Here is a 26,514-nt window from a genome sequence, read left to right as displayed (position 1 = left end):
TGTTTAACGGTTCTCGTCTGATGTTGCGAGGGTTTTTGAACAGGCCGGCCTGCGCAAGCCCCTCTTGAAGGTGCCCATCTCCGGCGGCCGGACGCAGCGCGATCCGCAAAACCGGCGCGTTTCTCAACCAGCTTCAAACCGCATGACGACAAGAGCCTGTGAGCGGACCAGCCTTGGCTCGAAGCGCTGCCGGGTTTGTGCGCTCCGCGCGGCCATGATAAGCCACGGCTAAATCCTGTGTCGCGTCCGCCTGACTGGCGCGATCCGTTCCCCTTGCACCAGAAACTGCACAAGAAGCCTCTTTCATGAATATCCTCCTGCTTGGTTCTGGTGGCCGTGAACACGCTCTCGCCTGGGCGATTTCGGCCTCCCCCCTGCTTGGCACTCTTTATGCTGCCCCCGGCAATGCCGGGATCGCGGATCTCGCCGAGATCGTCGACCTGGATGTGTCGGACCACCCCGCCGTCGTGTCGTTCTGCAAGGACAAGGACATCGGGCTCGTGGTCGTGGGACCGGAGGCCCCGCTGGTGGCCGGCCTGGTGGATGACCTGGAAACCGCGGGCATCAAGGCTTTCGGCCCCAGCAAGGCTGCCGCGCAACTGGAAGGTTCGAAGGCCTTTACCAAGTCCATCTGCGATATCGCGAACATTCCCACGGCAAAATACGGCCGGTTCGATACCGCGGAAGCCGCGCGCGTATACGTCAAGAGGACCGGCGCGCCCATCGTGGTGAAGGCCGATGGCCTTGCAGCCGGCAAGGGTGTCGTTGTTGCCCAAACCGAAGCCGAGGCCATTGCAGCGATCGATTCCTGTTTCGACGGTCAATTCGGCGAGGCGGGAGCCCTTGTTGTGATCGAGGAGTTTCTCGAGGGCGAAGAGGCGAGCTTCTTTGTTCTGTCGGATGGCAAGAACATTCTTCCGCTGGCGACCGCGCAGGACCACAAACGGGCCTTCGACGGCGATCAAGGCCCGAACACGGGCGGCATGGGCGCCTATTCCCCGGCGGCGGTGATGACCGGGGAGCGTGTCGAGGCGGTGATCGAACAGATCATAAAGCCCACCGTTTCGGCCATGGCCGAGCGGGGGACACACTTCAAGGGCGTTCTCTACGCCGGACTGATGATCACGGAAGACGGCCCGAAACTGATCGAGTACAACACCCGCTTCGGCGATCCGGAATGCCAGGTGCTGATGATGCGTCTGAAAGACGATATCGTGACGCTCATGCTCGGCGCGGTTGACGGGACCTTGGACCGCATGTCCGTGCGCTGGCACGCGGAACCGGCCCTGACCGTGGTGATGGCGGCCAAGGGGTATCCGGGCAGCTATGGCAAGGGAACGGAGATCCAGGGCCTCGAAAGCGCCGCGCCGGGCCCGAATGTGGAAGTCTTCCATGCCGGCACCCGGCGGGACGATGGCCGGGTTGTGGCGAATGGGGGACGTGTGTTGAACGTGACCGCGCGTGGCCCTTCGCTCAAACAGGCGCGGGATCTTGCCTATGCGGCGGTCTCGAACATCACCTGGCCGGACGGGTTCTACCGAACCGACATCGGCTGGCGCGACATCGAGCGCTCATCCTGATTTGCCACAAGCGTGACGCCGTCACGGACAAATCGACAACCCGGTGACCGATGCAAAGGTGATGACGATGGATAAGGAACCGGCGGATCTCTTTCCCGGGTTCGACACCCGGCATATTGCGACGGACCTGACCGATATCCATTGCCGGATCGGCGGCAGCGGGCCGCCGATGCTGCTGCTTCACGGTTATCCGCAAACCCATGCGATGTGGCACCTTGTTGCGCCTGCCCTGGCCGAGCACTTCACGCTCGTGCTCGCCGATCTGCCGGGATACGGCAAATCCGGGATCCCGCCGCTTGGCGCGGACCATGAGGCCTATTCCAAACGGACCATGGCGGCGGCCATGGTCACGGCCATGGACCGGCTGGGTTTCGGCCGGTTTCACCTTGCCGGTCACGATCGGGGCGGACGGGTTGCCTACCGCCTGGCCCTCGATCATCCGCAGTGTGTCGAGAAGATCGCCGTCATCGACATTTTGCCAACCTATGATTACTGGGCAAGGCTCGACCGGGCGTTCGCGCTCAGGATTTATCATTGGGCGTTTTTGGCCCAGCCCGCTCCTTTTCCGGAAACCCTGATCGGCGCCTCGATGATCCCGTTCCTGGAGCACACCCTCGCAAGCTGGACAGGCGCCAAAAGCCTTACCGCCTTCGCGCCGTCGGCCCTTGATCACTACAGGACCGCCTTCCGTGCGCCCGGGAGAATTGCCGCGAGCTGCGAGGACTACCGCGCCGGGGCCGGCATCGACGTGGAGCACGATGCTCAAGATCGCGCATCCGGGAACAAGATCGAAGCTCCGTTGCGTGTCCTGTGGGGGACAACCGGCATTGCCCAATCAGGGGATACGCCTTTGTCCGCCTGGAAGAACTGGGCCTCCGATTGCAGCGGCACCGGCTTGACGGGCGGGCATTTTCTGCCCGAGGAAAATCCAAACGACGTAATTACAGACCTTCTGACCTTTTTCAGGTAAGGCCGGCGCCAGCTTCAGCCTGTGAACTGCGGATCGAACAATCGCGCGACCGCCGCTCAGCGGCAGCCCCCGGGATGGTCCGCCGGACGCGAGGCCTGGATTGCGCGGCGCGGGATAAACATCCGCCACGAACCGGAAAATACAACTCTTATGCACACCCCATTAAATACACACTCTTATTTCTGTACAAGCAACTTTCGAGGATCTATACTTTTCGTACAATGGAGCTCTATAATATTTCCTAAGTCCGTGATGCTCCATAATCTTCATTTCTTCAGAACTTCAAAACTTAATATTTCATTAACGTGAAAGTTCAAACAGAATTAACTTATGTTCGGCACTCTTGAATCTGGGATTCGTGTTCTGCAAGACCGCTGCCAACAGAATATCGGAAAAACAAAGCGGCAAGCGAACAAGTTCGGGGTCGCGAACCTTGGATCAGAAGAGATCTGAGACCCGTCTGGGAGCTCGAGTGTGCGTATGGAAGACGTAAGGGATGGTGGGCAGGAGCACGCTGGGGGGAACCGCGGCCTCGCGAATGGCCGGTTCAGCCGGCGCCTCGATTCCGTTTTCCGCGCATGGAGCGCCAATGGGCGGCAAATCGAAAAGCCGCTGAAGGTAACCTTTTTCACCTTTCTCGTGGTCATGGCCGCGGTGCTGATCATCCAGAACCTGGTGACCGAATACCGCAATTTTCAAAAACCGATTGCCGAGACCGCCGCCGTGGCCGAGGACCTGCTTCGCCAGCAACGGCTGGATGCCAAGGTGAGTCTTGAGCACGCCCTGGCGGGAATCCTGCACAACAGCGCGCTGACCGCTGCCATCGCATCGCAGTCCCGCAACGCTCTGGCCGAGGGACTGGGACCGGTTGCCGGCGAACTGAAGGCCCGGCATGGGGTCGCCGAGATCGTGGTTTTCGATCGTCAGTTGACGATGCTCCATTCCACGTCCGGGCCCGCCGCAGCCGCCGGGCCATCCACCCTGCTTCGTCTTTCAAGCCGCGTTCAACGCACGGCCAGCGGGGTCGAGTATACCGGCGACGGCCAGCTGTCCATCGCCGTTGTCCGTCCGTGGCTGGCAGACAGCCAGACCGTCGGATACGTCCAGATTTCGAAGACGTTGGACAAGCCACTCGCGGTGATCGGCCAGGTTCTCGATGCCCGTGTGGCGATGATACACCACCTGGATCGCGTTCCAACGGGGTCGCAAGCGGCGCTCGGGAGCGATGGCTGGACCCATGCCGGTGCCTTTGCATATCAAACCGAGGGGCTGGACGGTCTTCCGTCCTCCTTCGCGGCCCTTCTTGAGGAGGGCTTGACCGGACTGTCCTTTCTGGAACGTTTGAATTTCGACGATCGCCAGCTGACCTTTGCCCATGGCCTGACCCTGCCGCACGCCGACGATGAACCGGCCGCGACGGTCGTTGTGCTGCAAGACGTAACGTCAGAATTCAGGTCCTTTGTGTTCAGAACCGCCACCTTGATTGTCACGGTCGCTTTTCTCGCCCTGATTTTCTGGCTGATTTTCTCAAGACTGATCCGCGCGCTGCAGCAGTCGATCGTGGCAACCCGCCAGAAACTGGAACGGGAAGTCGACGCCAATACCAAGGAACTGGAATACAGCAAGGATCGCTTGCTCGAGGCGCAGAAAATCGCATCGGTCGGCAGTTGGGAAAGGGATCTGGTTACCGGCGAGATGCACTGGTCCGACGAGATGTATCACATCGTCGGCGTCCCGCTGGACACCGAATGCGCGGCCGCGCGGCAGGTCCTGTTCCGGCAGATCCCGCCGGCGGAACGGCCCATGCTTGAAGAGGCCATGGATCGGGCCATCAAGACCTGTTCCGACTTCGACTACGAGCACCAGCTGATCCGCCGGGACGGTGCTGTCAGACATATCCATGTCCGCGGCTATGTTCTGGCCGATGACAAGGGGAACGCGACCAAGATCTTCGGCACGTCACACGACATCACCGATTGGCACAGGGCACGCCAGCAAAGCCAGCTTCTCGCCGGGATCCTCGAAGCCTCGATGAACGAGGTGTATCTTTTCGACGCAAGCACATTCTTCTTCGAATATGCCAACACCTGCGGCCGCGAAAACCTTGGCTACACCATGGAAGAGCTGATGACCCGCGCGCCCTGGGACATCAGCCCCCAGCATACCGAAAGCACGTTCAGGCAAATGCTGGCGCCCTTGTTGCGCGGGGAGGTTGGCGTTCTCAATTTCGAAAGCGTCCAGATCCGGAAGGATGGAACCGAATATCCCGTCGATGTCCGGCTGCAACTCTACCGGGAGCGCAACCGCGACCTGTTTGTCGCAATCGCCAGCGATCAATCGGAACGCACGGCCCGCGAACACGAAACGCGGGCCGCCAAGGAAGCCGCCGAACGGATCGCCTATTTCGATCAATTGACGGGACTGGCCAATCGCGCCGCCTGTCAGCGGGATGCCGAGAGACTTTTCCGTCCCTCGAATACCGCCAAACCCTCATTCATCATCCATATGGATCTGGATAACTTCAAGCGGATCAACGACACGCTCGGCCATCCGGCCGGGGATTATTGCCTGGAAGAGGCGGGCGAGCGCCTGCGCAGATGCTGTACCGAGATCGGCACCGCCTACCGGTGGGGCGGCGATGAATTCGTAATCCTCGCCGATGGCCCGGACGCGGATCCCGAAGAATTGTGCGAGCGCGCCAATCTGGTGATGCGGGCCCCCATGGATTTTGAGGGCAACCAGATCTGGCCGTCGGTCAGCATGGGCGTTGCCCGCTGCCCGCAGGACGGGACCGATTTCGGAACCCTGCTTGTTCACGCGGATCTTGCGCTCTACCGCTCAAAGGACAATGGCAAGGACCGGTGGAGCTACTTCACAAACGACATGAAGGTCGACAGCGACGCGGAAGCCCGGATCGAAAAGGAACTCCGGGAAGCCATCCAGCGGGACGAAATTTTCCTCGTGTTCCAGCCTCAGGTCAACATCCGCACCCAAAAGGTGACCGGGGTGGAGGCCTTGGTGCGCTGGCGTCACCCCACGCGCGGCGTTCTGGGTCCGGGCGCGTTCCTTCCCGTCGTGGAAAAGACCAATCTGGCATCCATCGTCGGCAATATCGTGATCGACAAGGCGCTTCAAGCCGCGCGGGCCTGGCAAGATCAGGGCCGGGACTTTGGCCGTGTCGCGGTGAACCTTTCCCCGTCCCATCTGTTTTCGGGGAACCTTTTGAACGACTTTCACGTTGCGATGGACAAGCACGGGGTGGAGCCGAGCCTGATCACCGCGGAGGTCTTGGAGTCGGTCTTCCTCGACGATGCGAGATCCGACAATTCCAAGGTTCTCGAGGAACTTCACAGCCTGGGTGTGCACATCGAACTCGATGACTTTGGAACCGGTTATGCGTCGCTGTCCCACGTGGCCGACCTGCCGATCAACGGCTTGAAGATCGACCGGTCCTTTACCAATCAGGTCCTGGAGGACGTGAAAAAGGAAATCGTCGTCAACCAACTGATCAATCTGGCCCGGTCGCTGGATATCGGGGTCGTGTGCGAAGGCGTGGAGACCGACGCGCAGTTTGACCGGTTGCGCATGATGGGCGATTTTTCGGTCCAGGGCTACCTGATCGCCCGGCCGATGCCGTTCGAAGACATGTCGGAGTGGCTGGCGTCTTCACCGGAAGACCTGCTTTTTGTCATCTGATCGAAACGGCGGTTTGGCCAGTCCCGCGTGCTGATCCGCTGTAGCGGCGCCCTATCCGCGGTCCTGCGGATTTGCCCATCCTCCCGTTTTGACTATCCTGATGGCCCACCGCGCCGCGAAAGGCGTGGCACTCATCCCGGTGTCCGGCACTTGCGCGTCTGTCGTGTGGCCAGGACACGCCAAACCAAATCGACTTCACCCAAAGCGCCGTATGACCCTGCGGCTATTACAAGACGTGAGTTCGGGAAACGAGAAGGCGTTTGGACATGAAAATCGGCCTGGCCCTTGGCGGCGGCGGCGTGCGGGGAATGTCCCATATCCCTGTTCTTCAGGCATTCGATGAGCTTGGCCTGAAACCCCACGCCATCGCGGGGACATCGATCGGTGCCATTCTCGGCGCCGGATATGCCAGTGGATTGTCGGGCAGCGACCTGCGCAAGATCGCGCTGGACCTGTTTTCGGACCGCAACAAGACCCTCGGCCATCTTTGGAAACTGCGGCCCAAACGCCTGGCGGATTTGTGGAGCGGAGCGAATGTCGTGTTTGACCCCGTCAAGGTTCTGGAGATCTTCGTCGCCGAACACCTTCCCGATCACTTCGAAGATCTGGACATTCCCCTGACCGTTCTGGCAACGGACTTCTACGGCTGCCAGGAGGTTGATATCTCCTCGGGGCCGCTGTTGCCCGCCATCGCCGCGTCCATCGCCATTCCCGCCGTTTTCCGCCCGGTCAAGCGCCAGGAACGCATTCTGGTCGACGGCGGTGTGGTCAATCCGCTGCCCTTCGACCGCCTGCCCGAGGACTGCGATATCGTCGTTGCGGTGGACGTGGTCGGATCCCCCGTCCCAAGGCCGGATCGCCACCTGCCCTCATCCTTCGACGCCTTTTTCGGAACGTCCCAGATCCTGATGCAAACCATTACCCAGGAAAAACTGAAACGCAGAAAACCCGACATTCTGCTGCAACCCGAACACGATCTCATCCGGGTTCTCGACTTCATGAAGACCCCGGAAGTGCTGGAAAAGGCCGAACCGTTGCGGAAGGAAGCGATCCGGCAACTGGATCTGCTTCTATCGAACGAAAAATACCAATCTTCATTGTAAAATACATCGATAGAATTAGTACAGACGCACAAAAAACAATGTATTAGTAAAAATTTATCTTTTTAATCCGATCATTGTTTTGAGACGAACTGATCGGCACGAAAAAATGAAACACGGTTCCGTTGATATCGAAAACTGCCCCGTGAGCGAAGAAGTGCTGCGGCAACTGACTGCCGAGACACTTTCCCAGGCCACCGAGCAGGCGCGGCGGCTGCCCAGCCCTCAACGGAGCCAATTGGCGGTCTACTGTTACCGGCGGGCGCATCTTAGGCCCTTGGGCCTCGCGGTTGCCGCGGATTGCACCCGGGAAGGTTTGATCAAGGAAGCAGGTTACGCCGGCAACATCATCCATCAGCAAGCCGCCGAACGGCTCGGTTTGCCGGGGGCCGACGCATCGCTCCCGCGGCATGGAAAACGGCCGGTTTCGTTAAGCAGGGTTTAGAGCATCGAGCGTGTGAACACGCCGGATGCGCAAGCATATCGATATAGGTCAGCTTCCGAGCGGAAGCCGCATACGGCATGTCCTCCGCTGATCTCGCCCGTTCTCGGGTCCGTTTTTCGGGGCAGGGTCTTCCTCCCGCCTGCCTCCACTTGGCAGCTGGTCCTGGGTAACATCCCAAGGCCGGTTGCCAGTTCTTTTTTCAGCGCCCCACCGCAACAGTGTGAAAATCACTTGCCAGTTGCCGAGCCGGTTCTAACCTTAATAGTTGGCCTGTCCGGTGAGCTCTTGAGGAGGACCGTCTGATGATACGTGTAGCTTCCGTTGGAACCGTCTCTGCCCTGTCCCGGTTGTCCGGGCTGGCAGGCGCCATTCTGCTGTTCCTTGCCGGACCCGCCCTTGCGGTCTGCCAGCTGATTGCCGACGACCGGTCCTTTGAGCCGAAACGGCTGCCCGTTGCGCTTGCCCCGAACGAGGTGCAGATCAGCTATATCGGCCATTCCACGTTTGAACTCGAAACGCCCCAGGGTGTGCGGATAGCGACGGATTACAACGACCGGTACAAACCAGCCCGCCTGCCCACTGTCGTGACCATGAACGGCGCACACAGCACGCATTACACCCTCAATCCGGAGCCCGAGATCGAACATGTCCTGCTCGGGTGGAACCCGGAGGGCGGCGCAATGGATCACGATCTCATCGTTGAGGACGTCCGCATCCGCAACATTCAAACCAACACCCGCGGCTGGGACGGGGAAACCCGGCGGCTCGGGAACTCCATCTTCGTGTTTGAAGTCGCGGACCTTTGCATTGCCCATCTCGGGCATCTGCATCATCAGCTGACAGACGAAGATCTGACCCGGCTCGGGCAGATCGACATTGTGATGGCCGCCGTCGACAACTCGGCAACGATCCGCCACGACAGCCTCATGAAGGTGCTGGAGGCTGTCCAGCCCTCCTTGGTCATTCCGATGCACTTTCACTTTTTCGGCTCGCTCGACGCCTTTACCGCCCGCGCGTTGGAAGCGGGTTTCATCGTCGAGATGGCGAGCGAACCAAGGCTGATTGTCCGCCGGGATGAATTGCCGGGCGAGAAGACCGTCCTGGTGATGATGCCGGGTGGCGGTTAACAGAGCGGCCGCCCGAGGTTCGTGCTCAGGCTTGCGAAACGGAGGCTGCGTCGACCTGAAAGAAGTGCAAAGCGCTGTCGCCGGCCCGGCGCTCATCGCGTTTCGTGAAGCCGGCGGGATTGTCGATCACGGCACCGGCGCGCTCCTCGAGAACACAGACCGCACCGGGCGTCAGCCAACCGCCGGCCAAGGCCGAGGCGAGCGCTTTTTCGCCAAGCCCCAGGCCGTAGGGCGGATCCGCGAAAAGGAGATCGAAAGGCTCGATCGTGCCGGCATCGCCGAGACGCGTCGCATCCCGGCGAAAGATTTTCGCCACCCCGTTGAGCCCCAGCGTTTCCATGTTTTGGCGAATCACGCCGCGCGCGGCCGCCCCTTCCTCGATGAAGGTGCAATGGCGCGCCCCGCGGCTGAGCGCCTCCAGCCCCAAGGCGCCGCTGCCGGCGAACAGGTCCAGCACACGAAGACCGTCGAAGTCCAGCCCATGACCGTGAGCCAGGATGTTGAACAGGGTTTCCCGCAAGCGATCCGTTGTCGGCCGGGTCGCTTGCGTCTTGGGCGCCGCAATCGCGGCCCCCTTGTGACGGCCGGCGATGATCCTCACGACCGTCCCCGCGCCCCCCGCGGCCCCGACGGCCGCTTCGGCCCGCCCGGACCCGGACGTTCCCGGTTCGCACGCTGTTCACTGCGCGCATCCTGACGCTTGTCCTCCAGCAATCCGTCCTCACCCCAGATGCGGCGGCCAGCCGGTTTCCTGTCCTGACGGCCCTGCTCGCGCCTATCGTCGCGCCTGTCATCGCGGCGGTCGTCGTTCTTGCCGCCACTTTTCCCCGCAAAGGGTTTCTTGCGCGTGACCGCCTGCGCGCCCGCGCGCGCCGTCATCCAGTGGGCGTCAGCCGTCTTTTTCCCGGCGCCGTCCGGCTTGCGCCCGCCCTTGGCGGGCCCTTTGCGGACAGGGCCCTTCTTGGCTGGCTGGACCGGCACGGCCTGATTGAGGATCGGGGCCTCGAAATCGGCGCCCGCTTCCATGGCCAGCTTCTCGCCCAACTGATCCCTGAGGACCCGGCCGCGAATTTCGCGGACGGCGCCGTCTTCAAGGTCGGCGAGCTGGAAGGGTCCGAACGACACCCGGATGAGGCGGTTCACGGAAAGGCCAAGATGCTCGAGCACCCGCTTCACTTCCCGGTTCTTGCCCTCGCGAAGCCCGATCGTCAGCCAGACATTGTCCCCCTGCTCCTTGTCGAGGCTCGCCTCGATGGCCCCATAGAGAACGCCGTCAATGGCCACGCCGTCAGCCAGTCCATCGAGTTCGGCCTGGGTGATCTTTCCGAATGCCCGCACCCGGTAGCGGCGGAGCCAGCCGGTGGAGGGCAATTCCAGAACCCGCGCCAACCCGCCGTCATTGGTCAGCAGAAGCAAGCCTTCGGTGTTGATATCGAGACGTCCGACAGACAGAACGCGCGGCAGATCGGCCGGCAGCTTCTCGAACACCGTGGGCCGCCCTTCCGGATCCTTGTTTGTCGTCACCAGACCACGGGGCTTGTGGTACAGCCACAGGCGCGTGCGCTCGCGCATCGGCAGCGGCGTGCCGTCGACGACCACCTTGTCGTCCGGGCCGACCGTCACGGCCGGTGTGGGCAGGACCTTGCCGTTCACCTCGACCCGGCCGGCGGCAATCCATGTCTCCGCTTCCCGGCGGGAGCACAACCCCGCGCGCGCCATCACCTTCGCGATCCGCTCGCCGGATGACTCCACTCCGGCGACTGATGGTTTTGCGGCGTCGGCGCGCACCGGCGCTGCGCTTTTTTTCGGCGCACCGGTTTTCGGCGCACCGGTTTTCAACCCGCCGGGCTTTGCGCTCCGCGGGCCCTTCGGCGGGCCGGACTTCCTGCGGTCGTCCGCCCGCGCGTTTCCCGCACCGTGCCCGGGCCTCGACTTGTTTCGGTTGTTTTTGTAATCGCTCATAAGCGCCTCATAGCAGAGCCACCACCGTTCGGGAATCGGGAAAACACCTCCGCGCCCTCCAGGATGCCGGAAGTCCTCCCCCCTATGAAGCCGGGGAACCGGGGGATAGTCTGAAGATTATGGAAGATAGACCACAGACAAGCGCACCGCGTTTCATGGATCTAGCCCTTGAGGAAGCGGAAATGGCCGCCCGGCGCGGTGAAGTGCCCGTGGGCGCCGTTCTGGTGCGGGGGACCGAAATCTTGAGCCGCGCCGGAAATCGCACCTTGGAACTGAACGACCCGACGGCTCATGCCGAGATACTGGCGATCCGGGAAGCCTGCGCGCGGCTCAACTCCCAACGGCTCCCCGGCTGCGATTTATATGTGACGCTGGAACCCTGCCAGATGTGCGCCGGAGCCATCTCGTTCGCCCGCATTCGCCGTCTCTACTACGGCGCGGCCGATGAGAAAGGCGGAGCGGTCGACCACGGGACCCGGTTCTTTCACAGCGCGATCTGCCATCATGCGCCGGAGATTTACGGCGGATTGTCCGAAGAAGCCGCTGCCCGGCTTTTGCGGCACTTTTTCAAGAACCGCCGGTCATTCCCCTAGGTCATATTGCAATACTACGCTGTGCCTTTCCGAACACACTCCTTTCCCGTAATTGCGGCCGCAACCCAGGATCGTGCCCATGTTCAAGCAAGCGTCACACAAAACGGTCATGACTTACGGGCAGTAGGCAGGAGCTGCTTGCTGTCTCACAGGAGGCTCCCGAAATGAAACTCACTTCAGTTGTTGCCACAATTGGCCTGTGCAGCGCGACCGCTTTGAACGGCGCATATGCAGCTGATCTCCCGGTTGCACCGGAGCCGGTGGCCTACGTCCGGGTCTGCGATGCGCACGGGAACGGCTTCTTTTATCTGCCCGGGACCGAAACCTGTCTGCGGGTATCTGGGCGGGTCCGGGCCGATTACCGATTCCGCGACTTCGGTGATGCCCCGAACCGTTGGGACAGCGACACCGACATGAGCACCGAATTCCGGGCTCGGGGTTACGTGCGCCTCGACGCAAGGACACACACAGAATTCGGACTTCTGCGCACCTATGTCGGTTACTACATCACCAACACAACAGGGGGAAGCGACGATCCGACGCTCGAATATGCTTACATCCAGTTCGGCGGGCTGACCGCAGGCCGTGCCACGTCCTTTTGGGACTTCTGGACCGGCTATGCGATGGATATGCAGCTGGAAACCTATTCCGACACGGAATCAAATCTTTTTGCCTACACCTATGGCTTCGGCAACGACCTTTCCGCCAGCCTTTCGGTCGAGCATGGCACAGAACGGCGCAACAACATTGCGGGTGTCGGAACCCTGGTGTCGACCAATCTTTACGGTGGCCACAAGTGGCCGGATCTCGTCGCCAATCTGAACATCGATCAGGATTGGGGCTCCGCGCAATTGATGGGTGCGCTGCACCACGTCTATGTCAATTCCTCCACAGCCGCCGTCGCGGACAGCCCGCTTGGCTGGGCGATCGGGGGCGGCGTCGAAGTCAAGCTCGGCCAGTTCTTCGGAGGCGGCAAAACGAAGGTCGCGCTGCAAGGGGTCTATACAGACGGCGCGAGCGGCTATGCGACCACAGGCTGGGCAAACAGGATCACCGATGCCGTGGTCGTGGATGGCACCGATACGAGAACGACCAAGACCTGGAGCATCTATGGCGGTATCCACCAGCCGCTGTCCGGCACCGTAAGCTTCAACCTCGATGCCGGCTATCACAATGCCGATGCTGGCGTGTCCGCGTTCGACTTCACCCAATGGGACATTACGCCGAACGTGACCTGGGTGCCGGTGTCCGGCCTGGAGATCGGTGCCGAGATCCAATACCGTGACCTGGATTACAGCGCCGTGTCGGGCCTCGCGGACACCAACGAATTCGTCGGATCTTTCCGCATCCAGCGGTCCTTCTAGAGTATCGGGCTGTTTGTTCGAAACGCCCAAAGATGCCCGGCAACTCAAGAAAAGATCAGCGGGTGTTGAATCGATGTCGATTGAACACCCGCTGATCTAGAGCTATTGCAGGCCAAGGGTTGGGCAAGGCCCGGCAAACCGTCCGGCCGCCCAGTCAATTCTGTTGCGCCACTTCAGCCCAATAGCCTTGAACACGCTCCCATAGACCACGGCGCCACAGGTCGTTGTGATCGCCCTCCTCGATAACCTCCAGCCGTTTCGGCAAACCGGCAAGATCGTAAAGGGCACGACCGTGGGCAAACGGAATGACCCGGTCCCGCGTTCCATGAACGATCAGCAGCGGAACCTTGAGGTCCGCGATTCGCTCGCGGGTCAGGAAAGGGTCCTTGATCAGCAGATGCACCGGCAGCCAGGGATACTGTTCGGCGGCAATGTCGGCCACCCCGGTATAGGGAGCCTCAAGAACGACCATAGCGGCGGACGGACGGGCGGCGGCGACCGCCGCGGCAACACCGGTGCCAAGCGACTCCCCATACAAAATGATGGCCCGGCCGGACTGTTCAAGGCGGTCAAAAAGCTCGATCCCGTCGGCGATAAAAGCCGCTTCCGAAGGCCGGCCCTCGCTGCCGGGATAGCCACGGTAGCTGACCGCCTTGAGCCCATAGCCCTGATCGACAATCCGTTTGTAGCGGCTGGCGCGATCCGACAGATTGCCGCCCTGTCCATGAAAGTAAAGCACCGTCGGCGCCGACGGATCGGACGGTTCGGCCGTCCACACGAGAAGATGCGTGCCGTCGGCAAGCGCGACCCGCTCCGCGGTCACGCCCGAAAGCCCTGCCGCCTGCGGCGTGTCGAGAACGCCCCCCGGCCGGAAGACCAGATCTCTTTGAACGGCATACATATAACCGGCGACGGCAGCGTAGGTCGCGACCAGTACGAGGAGCGCGGCGGCAAGACCCCGCTTGATCGTGTTCGCGCGCCGGCCGGCCGTTCGTTCCGTGATCGCGTTCTTCTTGTCAATCATGCGGGTTTCCGGTTCCTTTTGATCCTGTGTGGCTGGCTCGACGGCGCGGGCCGCTGGCCTGTGCGGCGGAGAAACACCTTTGGCGAGACTTACTTGCGGCCGAACAGTTTCTCGATATCGCTGAGCTTGAGTTCAACCCAGGTCGGCCGGCCGTGATTGCATTGACCCGACATCGGCGTGGCCTCCATGTCCCGCAGCAATCGATCCATTTCCTCGACGCGCATACGCCGGCCGGAGCGGACGGACCCGTGGCAGGCCATCGTCGCCGCCACATGGTCCAGCTTTTCCCTGAGGCCATCGGCCGTGTCCCACTCCGCCAGTTCATCGGCCAGGTCCCTGACCATCCCGCGGATGTCCATATCGCCCAAAACCGCCGGGGTCTCGCGCACAACAACGGCGCCCGGCCCGAAGGCTTCCAGCACCAGACCGACCTCTGCAAGGTCGCCGGCGCGCTCGACGAGACGCGCGACATCCTCATCGGGCAGTTCCACCACTTCGGGAATGAGCAGCATTTGCCGGGCCACCGCTTTGCTGGCCAGATCGGTCTTGAGCTTTTCATAGACAAGCCGCTCGTGGGCCGCGTGCTGATCGACAATCACCACGCCATCCTCGGTCTGCGCGATGATGTAGTTTTCGTGGAGTTGGGCCCGTGCGGCCCCCAAAGGCAGAGCCGTCCGCCCCGGAGCGTGGTCCGCCTCGTTCGCCCGCGCATCGGCGCTGGGTCTGGTCACGTCCGCCAAGCCGCCTTGGATCTGTGGACCGGTAAAGAAAACCGAGTCCTCGGACATGCCGCCCCCATGGGCGGCGCCTGCCTCCAGGGGGCGGAACGAGCCCGGGTCCCACGACCGGACCGGCGATGCCGCGAAGGGAAAGGACATGCGCCTCCCACCAAGGGGCGAAGTCGTGGCCGGAGTTGGGGCCAGGGTTGAGGCCAGGGTTGAGGCCGGTTCCGTGCCCGTGCGGCCGTCAACCGCCATGCCGGCACGAATGGCCTCCATGGCCGCGGCCGCGTTCGACGTCGAGGAACGGTGCCCGGATTGAACCAGAGCCTGCTTGATCGCTCCGACCAGAAGCCCCCGCACCAGCTGACCGTCGCGGAACCGGACATCGGCCTTGGCTGGATGAACGTTCACGTCGACAAGCGCAGGCTCGAGTTCAACAAAAAGAACCACCACAGGATGCCGGTCGCGGGCCAGAACGTCGGCATAGGCGCCCCGCAAACCCGATAGAAGAAGCTTGTCCTTCACAGGGCGCCCGTTGACGAAAAAGAACTGATGCTGCGCATTGCCCCGGTGGAAGGTGGGCAGACCGGCAAAGCCGGTCAGCCGGACCCCCTCGCGTTCGGCGTCGATCACCATCGCATTGTCGACAAACTCCCGCCCCAGCACCTGCGAGATCCTGATCAACCGGCCATTGTCCGACCGCGCCGCCGGATAATTCGCCGGTTGCCGGTCGCTGCCCGCCAGGGAAAAACCCACCTGAGGGTAGGCCAGGGCGATCCGCCGGACGATTTCGGTGATCGCAGCGGATTCCGCGCGATCGGATTTCAAAAACTTCAACCGGGCGGGCGTTGCAAAGAAGAGGTCGCGAACCTCAACCTGTGTGCCTTTGGAGCGGGCCGCCGGCACAGGTCCGGTTTCCCGCCCGCCCTCGACCGAGATGGTCCAGGCGTGGGGTTCGTCGGCGTGCCGGGTTTGAATGCTCATCCGGGACACGGCCCCAATCGACGGCAACGCCTCGCCGCGGAAGCCCAGGCTTCGGATATCGAACAGATCGTTGTCGGATATCTTGGAGGTGCAATGGCGTCTGACGGCAAGCTCCAGATCGTCCCGGCGCATGCCCGCGCCATCGTCCGACACCCGCAACAGGGTCTTTCCCCCGGCCGCCGTGACGATGTCGATCGAGGAGGCGCCCGCGTCGACCGCGTTCTCGACCAGTTCCTTGACGACACTGGCCGGCCTTTCCACCACCTCGCCGGCGGCGATCTGGTTGATAACCCGCTCGCCGAGTTGCCTCACCTTCATTGCCGTTTCCTACGCTGTTCCCTGGTCAGGCCGTTTCCGATATGGTCCGCTGCGGTGCAAGACGAATCGGCGCCATCCTATCAGATCGACCCATCCGAGTGAGCCATCATGACTGTTTCCGCGCCGTTGCTTGTTCCCGGCCTCAAGACGCTCGCGCCAGACTACTCCGCCATTCTTTGCGATGTGTGGGGCGTCCTGCACAATGGCGTCACCGCCTTCGCGGCCGCTCATGACGCCCTTAGCAGGTACCGGGCCGAAACGGGCGGAAAAGTTGTTCTCATCACAAACGCGCCGCGGCCGGCGCAGGAGATCCGTCCGCAACTGGCCCGCCTGGGCGTTCCCGAGACCGCCTATGACGACATTGTCACCTCCGGCGATGTAACCCGGGAGCTTTTGTCCGCCCAGACCGGTAAAACGGTTTTGCATATCGGTCCCGACCGGGATCTTCCGATCTATGAAGGGCTTGGGCTGACCTTCGGCGAGGACGCAAGTGCCGATGTCATCAGTTGCACAGGGCTCGTGGACGATGAAACCGAGACGCCCGACGATTATCGGGCGCGGCTGCAGGAGCTTGTCGACCGCTCCGTGCCGATGATCTGCGCCAATCCCGACATCGTTGTGGAACGCGGCGACAAGCTGATTTGGTGTGCCGGGGCGCTTGCGCGCTTGCACGAGGATCTCGGCGGTGAGGTGTCAATCCTTGGAAAACCGCACGCGCCGATCTATGACGCGGCCGTCAACCGGCTCGTCCAGTTGGGCGTCGAACCTTTGGACAGATCCAGGGTTCTATGCATCGGCGATGGACTGCCGACGGATATTCGCGGCGCCGTGTCGCAAGATCTGGATGTGTTTTTTGTGACCGCCGGCATTCACGCCGCCGATTTCGGGCCCGTTGACGAGCCCGAAGAAGGCCGGATCCGGAGCCGGCTGGCGGAGGAGGGATTGACCGTCCGCGCGGCCATCCCGAGATTGTCCTGGTAGCACAAGGATCAGCCGGGTCCCAAAGCCCGCACGGGCAAGACCGCACGGACAGATGATCTTTTTTCCGTCCGCCTGAATGAAGGGCGTCAGTCGAAGAGCTTGTCGATTTCCGATTGGGAATCCGGGAACATCGCATCCACATCGTTCTGGGATACGCCTTCTCCAGTCATTTGCGGACCGTGAAGGATCAGCTCGCGCTTGCGGCGTTCCTCGGCGGTTTCCTCGACCGGGGCTTCGAAACCGTCCGGAATGCGGAGGCGCGCCACGAAGTCGGACACACGCTGGTCGATGTAGTTCAGCGTGGAAACAACTTTCGAAATGCGCTGTCCGGTAATGTCCTGGAACGTGCAGGCTTCGAAAATGGCGATCATCTTGCCGTTGACGAGTTCATGATAGGCCGCGAAATTGGTCGGGTCCGCGCTCATGATTTCCTCGGCCGCTTCCATGATGGTATTGGTCGCGTCTTCCGTCGCCTCGACGATCGCGTCGAGTTCCCGGCCGGCGTCCGGAATGCGATTGGAGGTCATGTCCTTGGCTTGAAGCTGGGCGATTTCCTGCTTCATGGAACTGATCTCGCGCGCGATCGCCGTGAGTTCCTCGGTGATCGCAGGCTGAACCTTGGACAGAAATTCGTGCATCGACCCGGACATCATTTCCGCCAGATGCATCACATCGGTCAGGGAAACATCACCGCCCTTGTTCTTGTTTTCCTCCAGGAAAGCGACGATGTTGGCCACATTGTCCTTGGTAATCTGCGTCATATTCCCCACCCCTTACATCCGTCGGCTGCTCCGCGCGCGCAACGGTACCGGATCAGCGGGCGACAAGCCGCAACCGGCCTTTTTCCGCGCGCTGATCGGAATCCAGATATGAGAGCGTCCGCCGAGCGTCGCTCATAACGCCGGCGCTCCAATCACAGGATCCATGTTCCCGAAAAGTTCCGGGTTTGCGATGGACCCGAATGCTCCGGCAACGCCGAGGAAAACGGGCGGTGGGCAGTCCCCATTGCCAACCGCCGGTATCCAAGCGCTGGTTAGTCGGAAAACACCGCTTCAATCTTGCCCTTGAGGGTCTGGGCGTTGAACGGCTTCACGATGTAGTTGTTCACGCCAGCCTTTTTCGCGGCAATGACGTTTTCGGTCTTGGATTCGGCCGTGACCATGATGAACGGCGTCTTGCTGAGGCCCGAATCGGCACGAACCTGCTTCAAAAGCTCGTATCCGGTCATCGGCTCCATGTTCCAATCGGAAATGACCAGCCCATAACGGCGCTGTTTCATCTTCTCCAGCGCCTCGGTACCGTCCGCAGCATCATCGATGTCTTCGAAACCCAGCTGCTTCAACAGGTTGCGAATAATCCGAATCATTGTCTTGTAGTCATCGACAACGAGGACCGGCATTGATAGATCAAGGGCCATTGTCTACTCCATACAGTCACTTGCGCGGCCCTTGGCCTTGGGCCGCGGAGACGCGATCTGACAGTTATAAGGAGAGAGACACTTTCGTGTTCCCGCCTCCCCACTCCTGAACGACTTTATGCTATCCCCCTGAAAAGACCGTTAATAACGGGCCGAATTTGTCCACCGAAAGCCTAATTGCCGTTTACCAGCACAATGCGTAGCTTCAACCGCAGTCGAAAAACGGGGACCGAGGGTCAATGGCCATTCTGGAGCTGCAAAAGTTATGCTTTGAAGATCTTGAAGTGGGCATGAGCGAACGCCTGGTCAAAGTGGTCAGTTCATCCGACGTGATCGGCTTCGCCGAAGTCTCCGGGGACCGCAATCCGATTCATCTTTCCGAACACTTTGCCGCACGGACCCCTTTCAAAACGCGGATCGCCCACGGGCTTTACACCGCAAGCCTCATATCTGCCGTTCTGGGCACCCGTTTGCCCGGACCGGGCGCGATCTACCTGTCGCAAACGCTCAACTTCAAGGCCCCGGTGCGGATTGGAGACGAAGTTGTCGTCACCGTCACGGTCGAAGAACTCATGGAGAAGGGCAAGCGCGCCCGCTTGTCTTGCCTGTGCCAGGTGGGCGACACGGCCGTTTTGGAAGGCGAGGCCACCGTCAAGGTTCCCGGCCGGGACGAAGACCGGTCCGGTCTTTGACCCCGCAGGACGGTCGAAGGGGCGACAAAAGGGCGCAAACACGTCCGGACCGGCAGCGCGGCCCGGCGCTGCCCTCAGATCCGTCCTTTCGCCCGTGTCCTGATCTTCCCCGTCTTGACCTTTCCCGGCGTTGACGGCAGGGTCCGGCCGTCCCGTATCTATCAGGATAAGATTGACGACTTCGGAGCGTTCGTTCGGCCGCCGCGTTCACACACCGGCCAGGACGGCGGACGCCACCGCCAAAAGGTTCGATTGAATGCCTCTTGCCCCCCTGCCCGGCTTTCAGCGCATCAAGTGCATGGCCGACTTTCCCGCCACGCTTCAACATGGGGTCGTCGCGATTGGCAATTTCGATGGCGTCCATCGCGGCCACCGCGCGGTTCTCGGTGCGGCGCTGCGCATGGGAAAGGAAAAAGGGCTTCCGGTCTTTGCCCTCACTTTCGAGCCCCATCCGCGCAGTTTCTTCAATCCGGCCGCTCCGGTTTTCCGGCTGACCCCGGCCGGTCAGAAAGCGAAGGTGTTGCACCTGTGCGGCCTCGATGGCGTGCTTGAACTGGCTTTCACCCGCGAGTTTTCAAGCATTGAAGCCGACGCGTTTGTGAAAGATATCCTGCTGTCGCAGTTGAAGATCCAGGCGGCCGTCACCGGCTATGACTTCCATTTCGGAAAAGCCCGGGGCGGGACACCGGAGTTTCTCATGCAATCGGGTAGGACACACGCATTCGACGTCGAGATTGTCGGCAGGGAAGAAGACGAGGGTCATCAGGTCGTTTCGTCCTCGCGGATCCGCGACCGGCTCGCCGCGGGCGATGTGACCGAGGCCAACGCGCTGCTCGGGTACCGCTGGTTTGTCGAAACCGAAGTGCGTCACGGCGACAAGCGGGGACGGGATCTCGGCTATCCGACCGCCAATCTCCGGCTCGCCGACAACTGCCCCCTCAAACACGGGATCTATGCCGTCAAGGTGCGGGTTGACGGGACATTGCATGACGGTGTCGCCAGCTTCGGCCGCCGCCCGACTTTCGACAATGGCGCGCCCCTCCTGGAAGTGTTCCTGTTCGATTTTTCCGGCGATCTGTACGGCAAGACCCTCACGGTGCACATCGTGACCTTCCTGCGCAGCGAGGGAAAATTCGACAGTGCGCAAGCCCTTGTCGCACAGATGGATCGCGACAGTCTCGAAGCGCGCGCCGCCCTTGGCGATCTGCGTCCGCTGTCGGATCTGGATCACGCCCTGCTGTTCGATGAAGAAGCGGTCTGCCCCTAGCGTACCTGTCTCAACCGGGCGGACGCCCGGCACACCAGGTTTTGGCCGGCCACTGTCTGACGGCCATGCACGGGACATCGGCCTTGGCGGCGGGTGCAGCGCGACAGAAGTCTTTATTCAAGCGCGAGAGCCTGCTACATCACCGCGCATGCTGGACTTTGCACCCAAAGCGACGATCTTGCGCGCTCCTGCCATTCGAATTATGAGCCCGGCCGTCGGCTGACGCCCATGCGCGCGGCGCCGAGGACCGGGATTGATTGACTGGCGGACCGCCCGCCCCTTGTATTCCACGACAGATTGTCTGATGACGCCAGCATTGGCGCATTTGCGAACGGATCCGACGAAGCGATGACCGAAACCACTTCCCGCGACTATTCCGAAACCCTGAACCTGCCAAAAACCGAATTTCCGATGCGGGCCGGCCTGCCCAAGAAGGAACCGGAAATCATGGCGGTCTGGCAGGAGATGCAGCTCTACAAGAAACTGCGCGCCCAATCCGCCGGCAGAACGAAATTTATCCTGCATGACGGCCCCCCCTATGCGAACGGCCATATCCATATCGGCCATGCACTGAACAAGACTCTGAAGGACATGGTCACCCGGTCCATGCAGATGCTGGGCTATGACAGCAACTATGTGCCCGGGTGGGACTGTCACGGGCTGCCCATCGAATGGAAGATCGAGGAGCAATATCGGGCCAAGGGCAAGAACAAGGACGAGGTGCCGATCAACGAGTTCCGCAAGGAATGCCGGGAGTTCGCCGAGCACTGGATCGATGTGCAGCGCGAGGAGTTCAAGCGGCTCGGCATCGAGGGCGACTGGGACAATCCCTATCTCACCATGCGGTTCGACAGCGAAGCGATCATCGCCAGCGAACTGATGAAGTTCGCCATGACCGGCCAGCTCTATCGCGGCTCCAAACCGGTCATGTGGTCGGTGGTGGAAAAGACGGCGCTCGCCGAGGCCGAGATCGAATATCACGACTATCAGTCCGACCAGATCTGGGTGAAGTTTCCGGTCATGGAAGCCGGTGGCACCGATGAGGCCGCGGCCGAACAGCTGCTCGATGCGTCGGTGGTCATCTGGACGACGACACCCTGGACCATTCCGGGCAACCGCGCTGTCAGCTATTCATCAAAGATCAGCTACGGTCTTTACGAAGTCACCCAGGACAGGCTTCCCGGCGACAATTGGGTGCAGAAAGGCGATCTGCTGATCCTCGCGGATGCGCTGGCCGGCGATGTTTTCAAGAACGCAAGGATCGAGGATTTCACGCTGGTTCGCCCGCTCGCACCGGAAGAACTGGCCGCCCTCACCCTCGCCCATCCCTACCGGGATCTGGATCTGGGCGGCTATCAGTTCGACGTGCCGCTGCTCGACGGCGACCATGTCACGGACGACGCCGGTACCGGATTCGTTCATACCGCGCCGGGGCACGGCGTCGACGACTTCGAAATCTGGATGGCGAACGCGCGCGATCTTGAAGCGCGCGGCATCGATACGGCCATTCCCTTCACCGTTTCCGACGACGGCTTTTATACCAAGGACGCGCCGGGCCTCGACGGCCATCAGGTCATCACCCACAAGGGGGAGAAGGGCACGGCCAACAAGGCCAATATCGAGTTTTTGAAGGACGCCGGCGCCTTGATCGGTCTCGGCCGCCTGAAGCACCAATATCCGCATTCGTGGCGCTCGAAGAAGCCGATCATCTTCCGCAACACGCCGCAGTGGTTCGTGTATATGGACAAGGAGATCGGCGGCGCGGGCGACACCTTGCGCAGCCGGGCGCTGACCGCGATCGACACAACCCGCTTCGTTCCGGGCGCCGGGCAGAACCGTCTGCGGTCGATGATTGAGAACCGGCCCGATTGGGTGCTCTCGCGCCAGCGGGCGTGGGGGGTGCCGATCACCGTTTTCGTCCACAAGGACAGTGGCGAGATCTTGAAGGACGAACAGGTCAACCGGCGGATTTTCGAGGCCTTCACCGCCGAAGGGGCCGACGCCTGGTTCGCCGGGGGCGCCAAGGAGCGGTTCCTTGGAAACGGCCACAACCCGGACGACTGGGACATGGTGACGGACATTCTCGACGTTTGGTTCGATTCGGGATCGACACATGCCTTCTGCCTGGAGCAGCGCGACGACCTCAACCCCAACCGCAAGGGCGCGGGCGGCGAGGATTATGTGCTTTATCTGGAAGGCTCGGACCAGCACCGCGGCTGGTTCCATTCCTCGCTGCTGGAAAGCTGCGGAACACGCGGACACGCGCCTTACGATGCCGTCCTGACCCACGGTTTCACGATGGCCGAGGACGGCCGCAAGATGTCCAAATCCCTGGGCAACCAGGTGTTTCCGCAAGACATAATCAAACAGTACGGCGCCGATATCCTGCGCCTTTGGGTGGCGTCCACCGACTACTGGGAAGACCAGAGGCTTGGCGCTGAAATCATCAAGACAAGCGTCGACAGCTACCGGAAGCTGCGCAACACCCTGCGCTGGATGCTGGGGTCCCTGGCCCACGCGCCGGGCGATGACGTTCCGTTCGCCGACATGCCGGAACTGGAGCGGTTGATGCTGCACCGGCTGACGGAACTCGATGCGATGGTCCGCAAGGCCTATTGGGACTACGACTACAAGCGGATCTCCCATCACCTGTTCAACTTCATGACCGTTGACCTGTCCGCCTTCTACTTCGACATCCGCAAGGACGCGCTCTACTGCGACCCGCCCTCGTCCATCCGGCGCCGTTCAGCGCTGATCGTCATCGACAAGCTGTTCAACTGTCTGGTCACCTGGCTGGCCCCGATGCTGCCCTTCACCATGGAGGAAGCGTGGTGGTCGCGTCATGGACAGGCCACATCTGTTCACTTGCAGCAATTCCCGCAAGTCCCGGCCGACTGGGCCGATCCGGAGCTGGCGGACAAATGGGAGAAGATCCGCAAGGTCCGGCGGGTCGTTCTGGGCGCGCTGGAAATCGAGCGCCGCGACAAGCGGATCGGTGCCTCCCTCGAAGCGCACCCGGTGGTGCATGTCACCGATCCCGCGCTGATGGCCGCCTTGGAAGGCCGGGACATGGCCGATATCTGCATCACCAGCCAACTGACGGTCACCGCGGACCCGGCCCCCGACAGCGCCTTCACACTCGGGGATACGGCGCATGTCGCCGTGGTTCCCGGACTGGCGGACGGCCGGAAGTGCGCGCGTTCCTGGAAAATTCTTCCGGAAGTCGGCACGGATCCGGATTACCCTGACGTGACGCTTCGCGATGCCGAAGCCTTGCGCATCTGGGATTCGGCGCACGCCGCCGCATGACACAGCGGGAGAACGACACATCGATGGAGCCAGGGCGCGAAGAGCAGGCGGACGGAAACGTCTGGCTTTGGGGTTCGTTGAGCCGGTTCGTTGCCGTCGTGGCCTTGATCGGTCTTTTGATCGATCAGGCCACCAAGCTGTGGCTTTTGCACGTCGTGGATCTGGGGATGACGGGACCCTATCGCGTGTTGCCCGTCCTCGACATCGTGCTGGTTTGGAACCGCGGCATATCCTACGGCTTGTTCCAACAGGACAGTGACCTTGGCCGCTGGCTTCTCGTTTGCGTGACGGTTGCCGCGACCCTTGCCCTTTGGGTCTGGTCCACCCGCGTTTCAGACCGGTTTGTCGCCCTGGCCCTGGCTCTGGTCATCGGCGGTGCGCTCGGCAACGGCATCGACCGCCTCGTCTATGGCGCGGTGGTTGATTTCGTTCACTTTCACGTGGGAACCTTCTCCTGGTACGTGTTCAACCTGGCCGATGTCTGGATTGTGTCCGGGGTCATCGGCCTTTTGATCGACAGCTTCAGGCCCGGTCCCAATTCCGCCGCAAAATAGCGTTTGGTTGCGATGTGTGTTACAGCCAGAGCAACATTCGGCCAGAGTTTAAGGAGTCTGCTGTGCAGCGGACAAAATCGATCGCCTCAAAAATCGTTCTTCTGACCCTCGCGGGCGGCCTTCTCGCGGCCTGCCAGGCAGCCGATGGCACCATGCAGGCGCCCGATACAGCCGCCGTCAACCGCATCATGCAAGGGCTCGGCGCCATCGATCCGAACGAAAAACCGATCGACTACAAGCCGCGCGCGCCCCTGGCCATGCCGGCTGACAAGTCGAACCTGCCCCCTCCCGAAACGCAAACGGCGGGCGCCGGCTCCGAGAATTGGCCAAATGCCGGGAAGAACCCGGAGATTGAAGAACTCAGAGCGCTCTATGCCAATGCCAACCGCAGCAATCAGCCTCTGTCGCCGGAGCAAATGCGCGGATTTACGCTGACCGGCGTGGACAGGCCGTCCGACCGTCAAACCCAACGGCAGCGTGAATTGGCCGATGGCGCCCACATGACACCCGAGGAGCTGCAGGGCCGCGGACATTCGCTGTCATCGGGCGAAGCCGAAACACCGACGGCCCGTCTGCAGCGCCGGTATCTGACTGAACCGCCCACCGCCTACAACGAGCCTTCGGCGAATGCTCCGTTTCCCACGGACGTCAAAGCAGCCGAGAAGCAGCGGATGAAGGATGCGGAAGATCCGATGTCGGGGGCCCTCATAGACATGCGTTGCCTCGAGGCCGGCCGGTCGGATTGCTGACCGGCGCGCCAACGCTGCCCTGCGCCGCGGTAAGAACTATGAGGAACCGGGTGCCCCACACCCGGTTTTTCCGTGTTTCCCGCTGCGGAACCGGTGCAAAAGTGACGAAGATTTAATGGGACGCTTTCGGCTTTCGACCTATATCAGTCACCATATGGTCTTTCCGTAAGCCAACGCTGACGCCCATACCAAAGGAGCGCTTCGTGCCAAATTTTCCTCAAACGAGAAAACAGCTGAGAGCTGCTGCGATCGGTGGCCTGCTGGCCGCCGGCCTGTTCGCCGGAACGGCAACAGCTTCCGAGACGCCCAAGCCGCCCGAATCCCTGGCAGCGTTGGAATTCGCGCCCGGCCTGTCACACCACACGCTGGACAATGGGCTTCAGATCGTTGTGATCCCGGACAGACGCGCTCCTGTGGTCACCCATATGATCTGGTACAAGGCCGGATCGGCGGATGAATTGCCCGGCCAGTCGGGCATAGCCCATTTCCTCGAACACCTGATGTTCAAGGGCACGGAAAACAATCCCGACGGGGCGTTCTCAAAAACGGTCGCGGAGATCGGCGGGCAGGAAAACGCCTTCACGAGCCTCGATTTCACGGCCTATTTCCAGCGTGTGAGCAAAGAACACCTGCCCACCATGATGGAGATGGAAGCCGACCGGATGCAAAACCTGGTGCTCAACGACGAGGTCGTCGCTCCCGAGCGCGATGTCGTTCTGGAAGAGCGGCGCCAGCGCGTGGACAGCAGCCCGTCATCGCGGCTGCACGAGATGATGAACGCGATCACCTTCGTCAATCATCCCTACGGATCGCCGGTCATCGGCTGGGAAAGCGAAATCGAGGCCCTGGGCCGCGAGGAAGCCTTTGCGTTTTATGACCGGTTCTACACGCCGAACAATGCCATCCTCGTCGTGGCCGGCGACATTGACGCAGAACAGGTCGTTGCCCTTGCCGAGCAGACCTACGGGCAAGTGCCGCGCCGGGCCGAGCCGGGAACGCGCGTTCGTCCGGCCGAACCGCCCCTGCAAGGCGTGCGCCGGGCGGAACTCGAGGATCCGCGCGTGCGGCAGGAAAGTCTCAGCATGATCTGGATCGTGCCCAGTTCGGCAACTGGGGATCCCGGAACTGCGGAAGCGCTGGACGTTGTGTCCTATGCGCTTGGGGGCAGCACCAACAGCGCGCTCTACAAGGCGCTCGTGCTCGACCAGAAACTGGCCATCAACGCCGGCAGCTACTATCAAAGCAGCGCCTTGAACGATGGGCGGTTCGGTGTTTACGCGACGCCCCGGCCAGGCGTTTCGCTCGAGACGCTCGAGGCCGCCATCGAGACGGTGTTGGCCGAATTCCTGGACACCGGCATATCGGCCGAAACACTGGCCCGCGCCCAGCGGAACATGATCGCCGATGCCGTTTACGCGCAGGATAGCCAAACCACGCTTGCCCGGATCTTCGGAAGCGCCCTGACGACCGGGTCAACGATCGAGGACGTGAAGACCTGGCCGCAGCGCATCATGGCCGTGTCCGAGGGTGACGTGCTCGATGCCGCGAACACCTATCTCGGCCCGACCAAGGTCATCGGCTACCTGCGAATGCCGAGCGACACGACCGGGGATGCCGCAGCGTCCTCTCCATCCGCGACCAGCGATGAAAGGACCTGACC

At 61.6% G+C, this 26,514-nt stretch carries 21 protein-coding genes; 14 read left to right on the top strand and 7 right to left on the bottom strand.

Features of this window, described 5'->3' with window-relative positions; all coding sequences use genetic code 11:
* Positions 1-305: 305 nt before the first annotated feature.
* The 4 genes from purD (at position 306) to F0184_RS12680 (ending at position 7,349) form a co-directional block, all read left to right on the top strand.
* Positions 306-1,580 carry a phosphoribosylamine--glycine ligase gene (gene purD, locus F0184_RS12695; RefSeq protein ID WP_150496562.1) on the top strand — a complete coding sequence of 425 codons (1,275 nt, stop codon included), beginning with the start codon at positions 306-308 and terminating at the stop codon, positions 1,578-1,580.
* 67 nt (positions 1,581-1,647) lie between these two features.
* Positions 1,648-2,550: an alpha/beta fold hydrolase gene (locus F0184_RS12690; protein ID WP_208998461.1), complete on the top strand. Its 903-nt coding sequence runs from the start codon at positions 1,648-1,650 to the stop codon at positions 2,548-2,550.
* A 480-nt stretch (positions 2,551-3,030) separates the two neighbouring features.
* Positions 3,031-6,246, top strand: coding sequence for a bifunctional diguanylate cyclase/phosphodiesterase (locus F0184_RS12685; RefSeq protein WP_150496561.1), 3,216 nt, complete (start codon positions 3,031-3,033; stop codon positions 6,244-6,246).
* Between the two features lie 266 nt (positions 6,247-6,512).
* The gene (locus tag F0184_RS12680) at positions 6,513-7,349 is read left to right on the top strand and encodes a patatin-like phospholipase family protein (protein WP_150496560.1); all 837 of its coding nucleotides are present in this window, start codon (positions 6,513-6,515) and stop codon (positions 7,347-7,349) included.
* Positions 7,350-7,392: 43 nt separating this feature from the next.
* Here the strand turns inward: F0184_RS12680 and F0184_RS20555 are convergent, their stop codons facing one another.
* On the bottom strand, positions 7,393-7,701 hold the full coding sequence (locus F0184_RS20555; RefSeq protein WP_172972100.1) for a hypothetical protein: 309 nt from the start codon (positions 7,699-7,701) through the stop codon (positions 7,393-7,395).
* 392 nt (positions 7,702-8,093) lie between these two features.
* Here F0184_RS20555 and F0184_RS12670 point away from each other — a divergent pair, with 392 nt between their 5' ends.
* Positions 8,094-8,918, top strand: a complete 825-nt coding sequence (locus tag F0184_RS12670; protein WP_150496559.1) for an MBL fold metallo-hydrolase — start codon at positions 8,094-8,096, stop codon at positions 8,916-8,918.
* A 25-nt stretch (positions 8,919-8,943) separates the two neighbouring features.
* Here the strand turns inward: F0184_RS12670 and rsmD are convergent, their stop codons facing one another.
* Together rsmD and F0184_RS12660 are read right to left on the bottom strand one after the other, a co-directional pair.
* Positions 8,944-9,519: a 16S rRNA (guanine(966)-N(2))-methyltransferase RsmD gene (rsmD, locus tag F0184_RS12665; protein ID WP_150496558.1), complete on the bottom strand. Its 576-nt coding sequence runs from the start codon at positions 9,517-9,519 to the stop codon at positions 8,944-8,946.
* Positions 9,516-10,880, bottom strand: a complete 1,365-nt coding sequence (locus F0184_RS12660) for a pseudouridine synthase (protein WP_150496557.1) — start codon at positions 10,878-10,880, stop codon at positions 9,516-9,518. Before F0184_RS12660 ends, rsmD begins: the two co-directional genes overlap by 4 nt.
* A gap of 119 nt (positions 10,881-10,999) precedes the next feature.
* Between F0184_RS12660 and F0184_RS12655 the strand changes: the two genes are divergently transcribed.
* Together F0184_RS12655 and F0184_RS12650 are read left to right on the top strand one after the other, a co-directional pair.
* Positions 11,000-11,473 (top strand): nucleoside deaminase, encoded by a 474-nt coding sequence (locus F0184_RS12655; RefSeq protein WP_244299160.1) that lies wholly within the window; start codon positions 11,000-11,002, stop codon positions 11,471-11,473.
* Between the two features lie 164 nt (positions 11,474-11,637).
* A complete protein-coding gene (locus F0184_RS12650) occupies positions 11,638-12,837 on the top strand; it encodes a porin (RefSeq protein ID WP_150496556.1) in 1,200 nt (399 codons plus the stop codon).
* A 154-nt stretch (positions 12,838-12,991) separates the two neighbouring features.
* On the opposite strand, the gene F0184_RS12645 is transcribed toward F0184_RS12650, so the two are convergent.
* A complete protein-coding gene (locus F0184_RS12645) occupies positions 12,992-13,861 on the bottom strand; it encodes an alpha/beta hydrolase (protein ID WP_150496555.1) in 870 nt (289 codons plus the stop codon).
* Between the two features lie 89 nt (positions 13,862-13,950).
* Positions 13,951-15,885: a DNA mismatch repair endonuclease MutL gene (gene mutL, locus F0184_RS12640; protein ID WP_150496554.1), complete on the bottom strand. Its 1,935-nt coding sequence runs from the start codon at positions 15,883-15,885 to the stop codon at positions 13,951-13,953.
* 108 nt (positions 15,886-15,993) lie between these two features.
* On the opposite strand from mutL, the gene F0184_RS12635 reads away from it, so the two are divergent.
* Positions 15,994-16,866, top strand: coding sequence for a TIGR01459 family HAD-type hydrolase (locus F0184_RS12635; protein WP_150496553.1), 873 nt, complete (start codon positions 15,994-15,996; stop codon positions 16,864-16,866).
* Positions 16,867-16,952: 86 nt separating this feature from the next.
* Here the strand turns inward: F0184_RS12635 and F0184_RS12630 are convergent, their stop codons facing one another.
* Positions 16,953-17,627, bottom strand: coding sequence for a protein phosphatase CheZ (locus F0184_RS12630; protein ID WP_172972099.1), 675 nt, complete (start codon positions 17,625-17,627; stop codon positions 16,953-16,955).
* Between the two features lie 272 nt (positions 17,628-17,899).
* On the bottom strand, positions 17,900-18,283 hold the full coding sequence (locus tag F0184_RS12625; RefSeq protein ID WP_150496552.1) for a response regulator: 384 nt from the start codon (positions 18,281-18,283) through the stop codon (positions 17,900-17,902).
* A gap of 239 nt (positions 18,284-18,522) precedes the next feature.
* On the opposite strand from F0184_RS12625, the gene F0184_RS12620 reads away from it, so the two are divergent.
* The 6 genes from F0184_RS12620 to F0184_RS12595 all read left to right on the top strand — a co-directional run bounded on the left by F0184_RS12620 (position 18,523) and on the right by F0184_RS12595 (position 26,512).
* Positions 18,523-18,975 carry a MaoC family dehydratase gene (locus F0184_RS12620; RefSeq protein WP_150496551.1) on the top strand — a complete coding sequence of 151 codons (453 nt, stop codon included), beginning with the start codon at positions 18,523-18,525 and terminating at the stop codon, positions 18,973-18,975.
* A gap of 256 nt (positions 18,976-19,231) precedes the next feature.
* A complete protein-coding gene (locus F0184_RS12615; protein ID WP_150496550.1) occupies positions 19,232-20,242 on the top strand; it encodes a bifunctional riboflavin kinase/FAD synthetase in 1,011 nt (336 codons plus the stop codon).
* 348 nt (positions 20,243-20,590) lie between these two features.
* Positions 20,591-23,551, top strand: coding sequence for an isoleucine--tRNA ligase (gene ileS, locus F0184_RS12610; RefSeq protein WP_150496549.1), 2,961 nt, complete (start codon positions 20,591-20,593; stop codon positions 23,549-23,551).
* A complete protein-coding gene (lspA, locus tag F0184_RS12605) occupies positions 23,548-24,105 on the top strand; it encodes a signal peptidase II (protein WP_371871131.1) in 558 nt (185 codons plus the stop codon). Before ileS ends, lspA begins: the two co-directional genes overlap by 4 nt.
* Before the next feature lie 62 nt (positions 24,106-24,167).
* On the top strand, positions 24,168-24,854 hold the full coding sequence (locus tag F0184_RS12600; protein WP_150496548.1) for a hypothetical protein: 687 nt from the start codon (positions 24,168-24,170) through the stop codon (positions 24,852-24,854).
* A gap of 203 nt (positions 24,855-25,057) precedes the next feature.
* Positions 25,058-26,512: a M16 family metallopeptidase gene (locus F0184_RS12595; protein WP_172972098.1), complete on the top strand. Its 1,455-nt coding sequence runs from the start codon at positions 25,058-25,060 to the stop codon at positions 26,510-26,512.
* Positions 26,513-26,514 lie beyond the last annotated feature (2 nt).

The organism is Roseibium aquae (assembly GCF_008711285.1).
Classification (GTDB): Bacteria; Pseudomonadota; Alphaproteobacteria; order Rhizobiales; family Stappiaceae; genus Roseibium; species Roseibium aquae.
The sequence above is the reverse complement of the archived record's forward strand: the minus strand, read 5'-3'. Positions and strand labels throughout refer to the sequence as shown.

Bases quoted from the DNA above. Each gene is read 5' to 3' on its own strand.
- lspA (WP_371871131.1), top strand. From the start codon at position 23,548: ATGACACAGCGGGAGAACGACACATCGATGGAGCCAGGGCGCGAAGAG.
- F0184_RS12625 (WP_150496552.1), bottom strand. From the start codon at position 18,283: ATGGCCCTTGATCTATCAATGCCGGTCCTCGTTGTCGATGACTACAAG.
- F0184_RS12655 (WP_244299160.1), top strand. From the start codon at position 11,000: ATGGAAGATAGACCACAGACAAGCGCACCGCGTTTCATGGATCTAGCC.
- F0184_RS12690 (WP_208998461.1), top strand. From the start codon at position 1,648: ATGGATAAGGAACCGGCGGATCTCTTTCCCGGGTTCGACACCCGGCAT.
- F0184_RS20555 (WP_172972100.1), bottom strand. From the start codon at position 7,701: ATGGATGATGTTGCCGGCGTAACCTGCTTCCTTGATCAAACCTTCCCG.
- F0184_RS12635 (WP_150496553.1), top strand. From the start codon at position 15,994: ATGACTGTTTCCGCGCCGTTGCTTGTTCCCGGCCTCAAGACGCTCGCG.
- F0184_RS12685 (WP_150496561.1), top strand. From the start codon at position 3,031: ATGGAAGACGTAAGGGATGGTGGGCAGGAGCACGCTGGGGGGAACCGC.
- F0184_RS12670 (WP_150496559.1), top strand. From the start codon at position 8,094: ATGATACGTGTAGCTTCCGTTGGAACCGTCTCTGCCCTGTCCCGGTTG.
- F0184_RS12630 (WP_172972099.1), bottom strand. From the start codon at position 17,627: ATGACGCAGATTACCAAGGACAATGTGGCCAACATCGTCGCTTTCCTG.
- F0184_RS12620 (WP_150496551.1), top strand. From the start codon at position 18,523: ATGGCCATTCTGGAGCTGCAAAAGTTATGCTTTGAAGATCTTGAAGTG.
- ileS (WP_150496549.1), top strand. From the start codon at position 20,591: ATGACCGAAACCACTTCCCGCGACTATTCCGAAACCCTGAACCTGCCA.
- F0184_RS12645 (WP_150496555.1), bottom strand. From the start codon at position 13,861: ATGATTGACAAGAAGAACGCGATCACGGAACGAACGGCCGGCCGGCGC.
- F0184_RS12615 (WP_150496550.1), top strand. From the start codon at position 19,232: ATGCCTCTTGCCCCCCTGCCCGGCTTTCAGCGCATCAAGTGCATGGCC.
- mutL (WP_150496554.1), bottom strand. From the start codon at position 15,885: ATGAAGGTGAGGCAACTCGGCGAGCGGGTTATCAACCAGATCGCCGCC.
- F0184_RS12650 (WP_150496556.1), top strand. From the start codon at position 11,638: ATGAAACTCACTTCAGTTGTTGCCACAATTGGCCTGTGCAGCGCGACC.
- F0184_RS12660 (WP_150496557.1), bottom strand. From the start codon at position 10,880: ATGAGCGATTACAAAAACAACCGAAACAAGTCGAGGCCCGGGCACGGT.
- purD (WP_150496562.1), top strand. From the start codon at position 306: ATGAATATCCTCCTGCTTGGTTCTGGTGGCCGTGAACACGCTCTCGCC.
- F0184_RS12680 (WP_150496560.1), top strand. From the start codon at position 6,513: ATGAAAATCGGCCTGGCCCTTGGCGGCGGCGGCGTGCGGGGAATGTCC.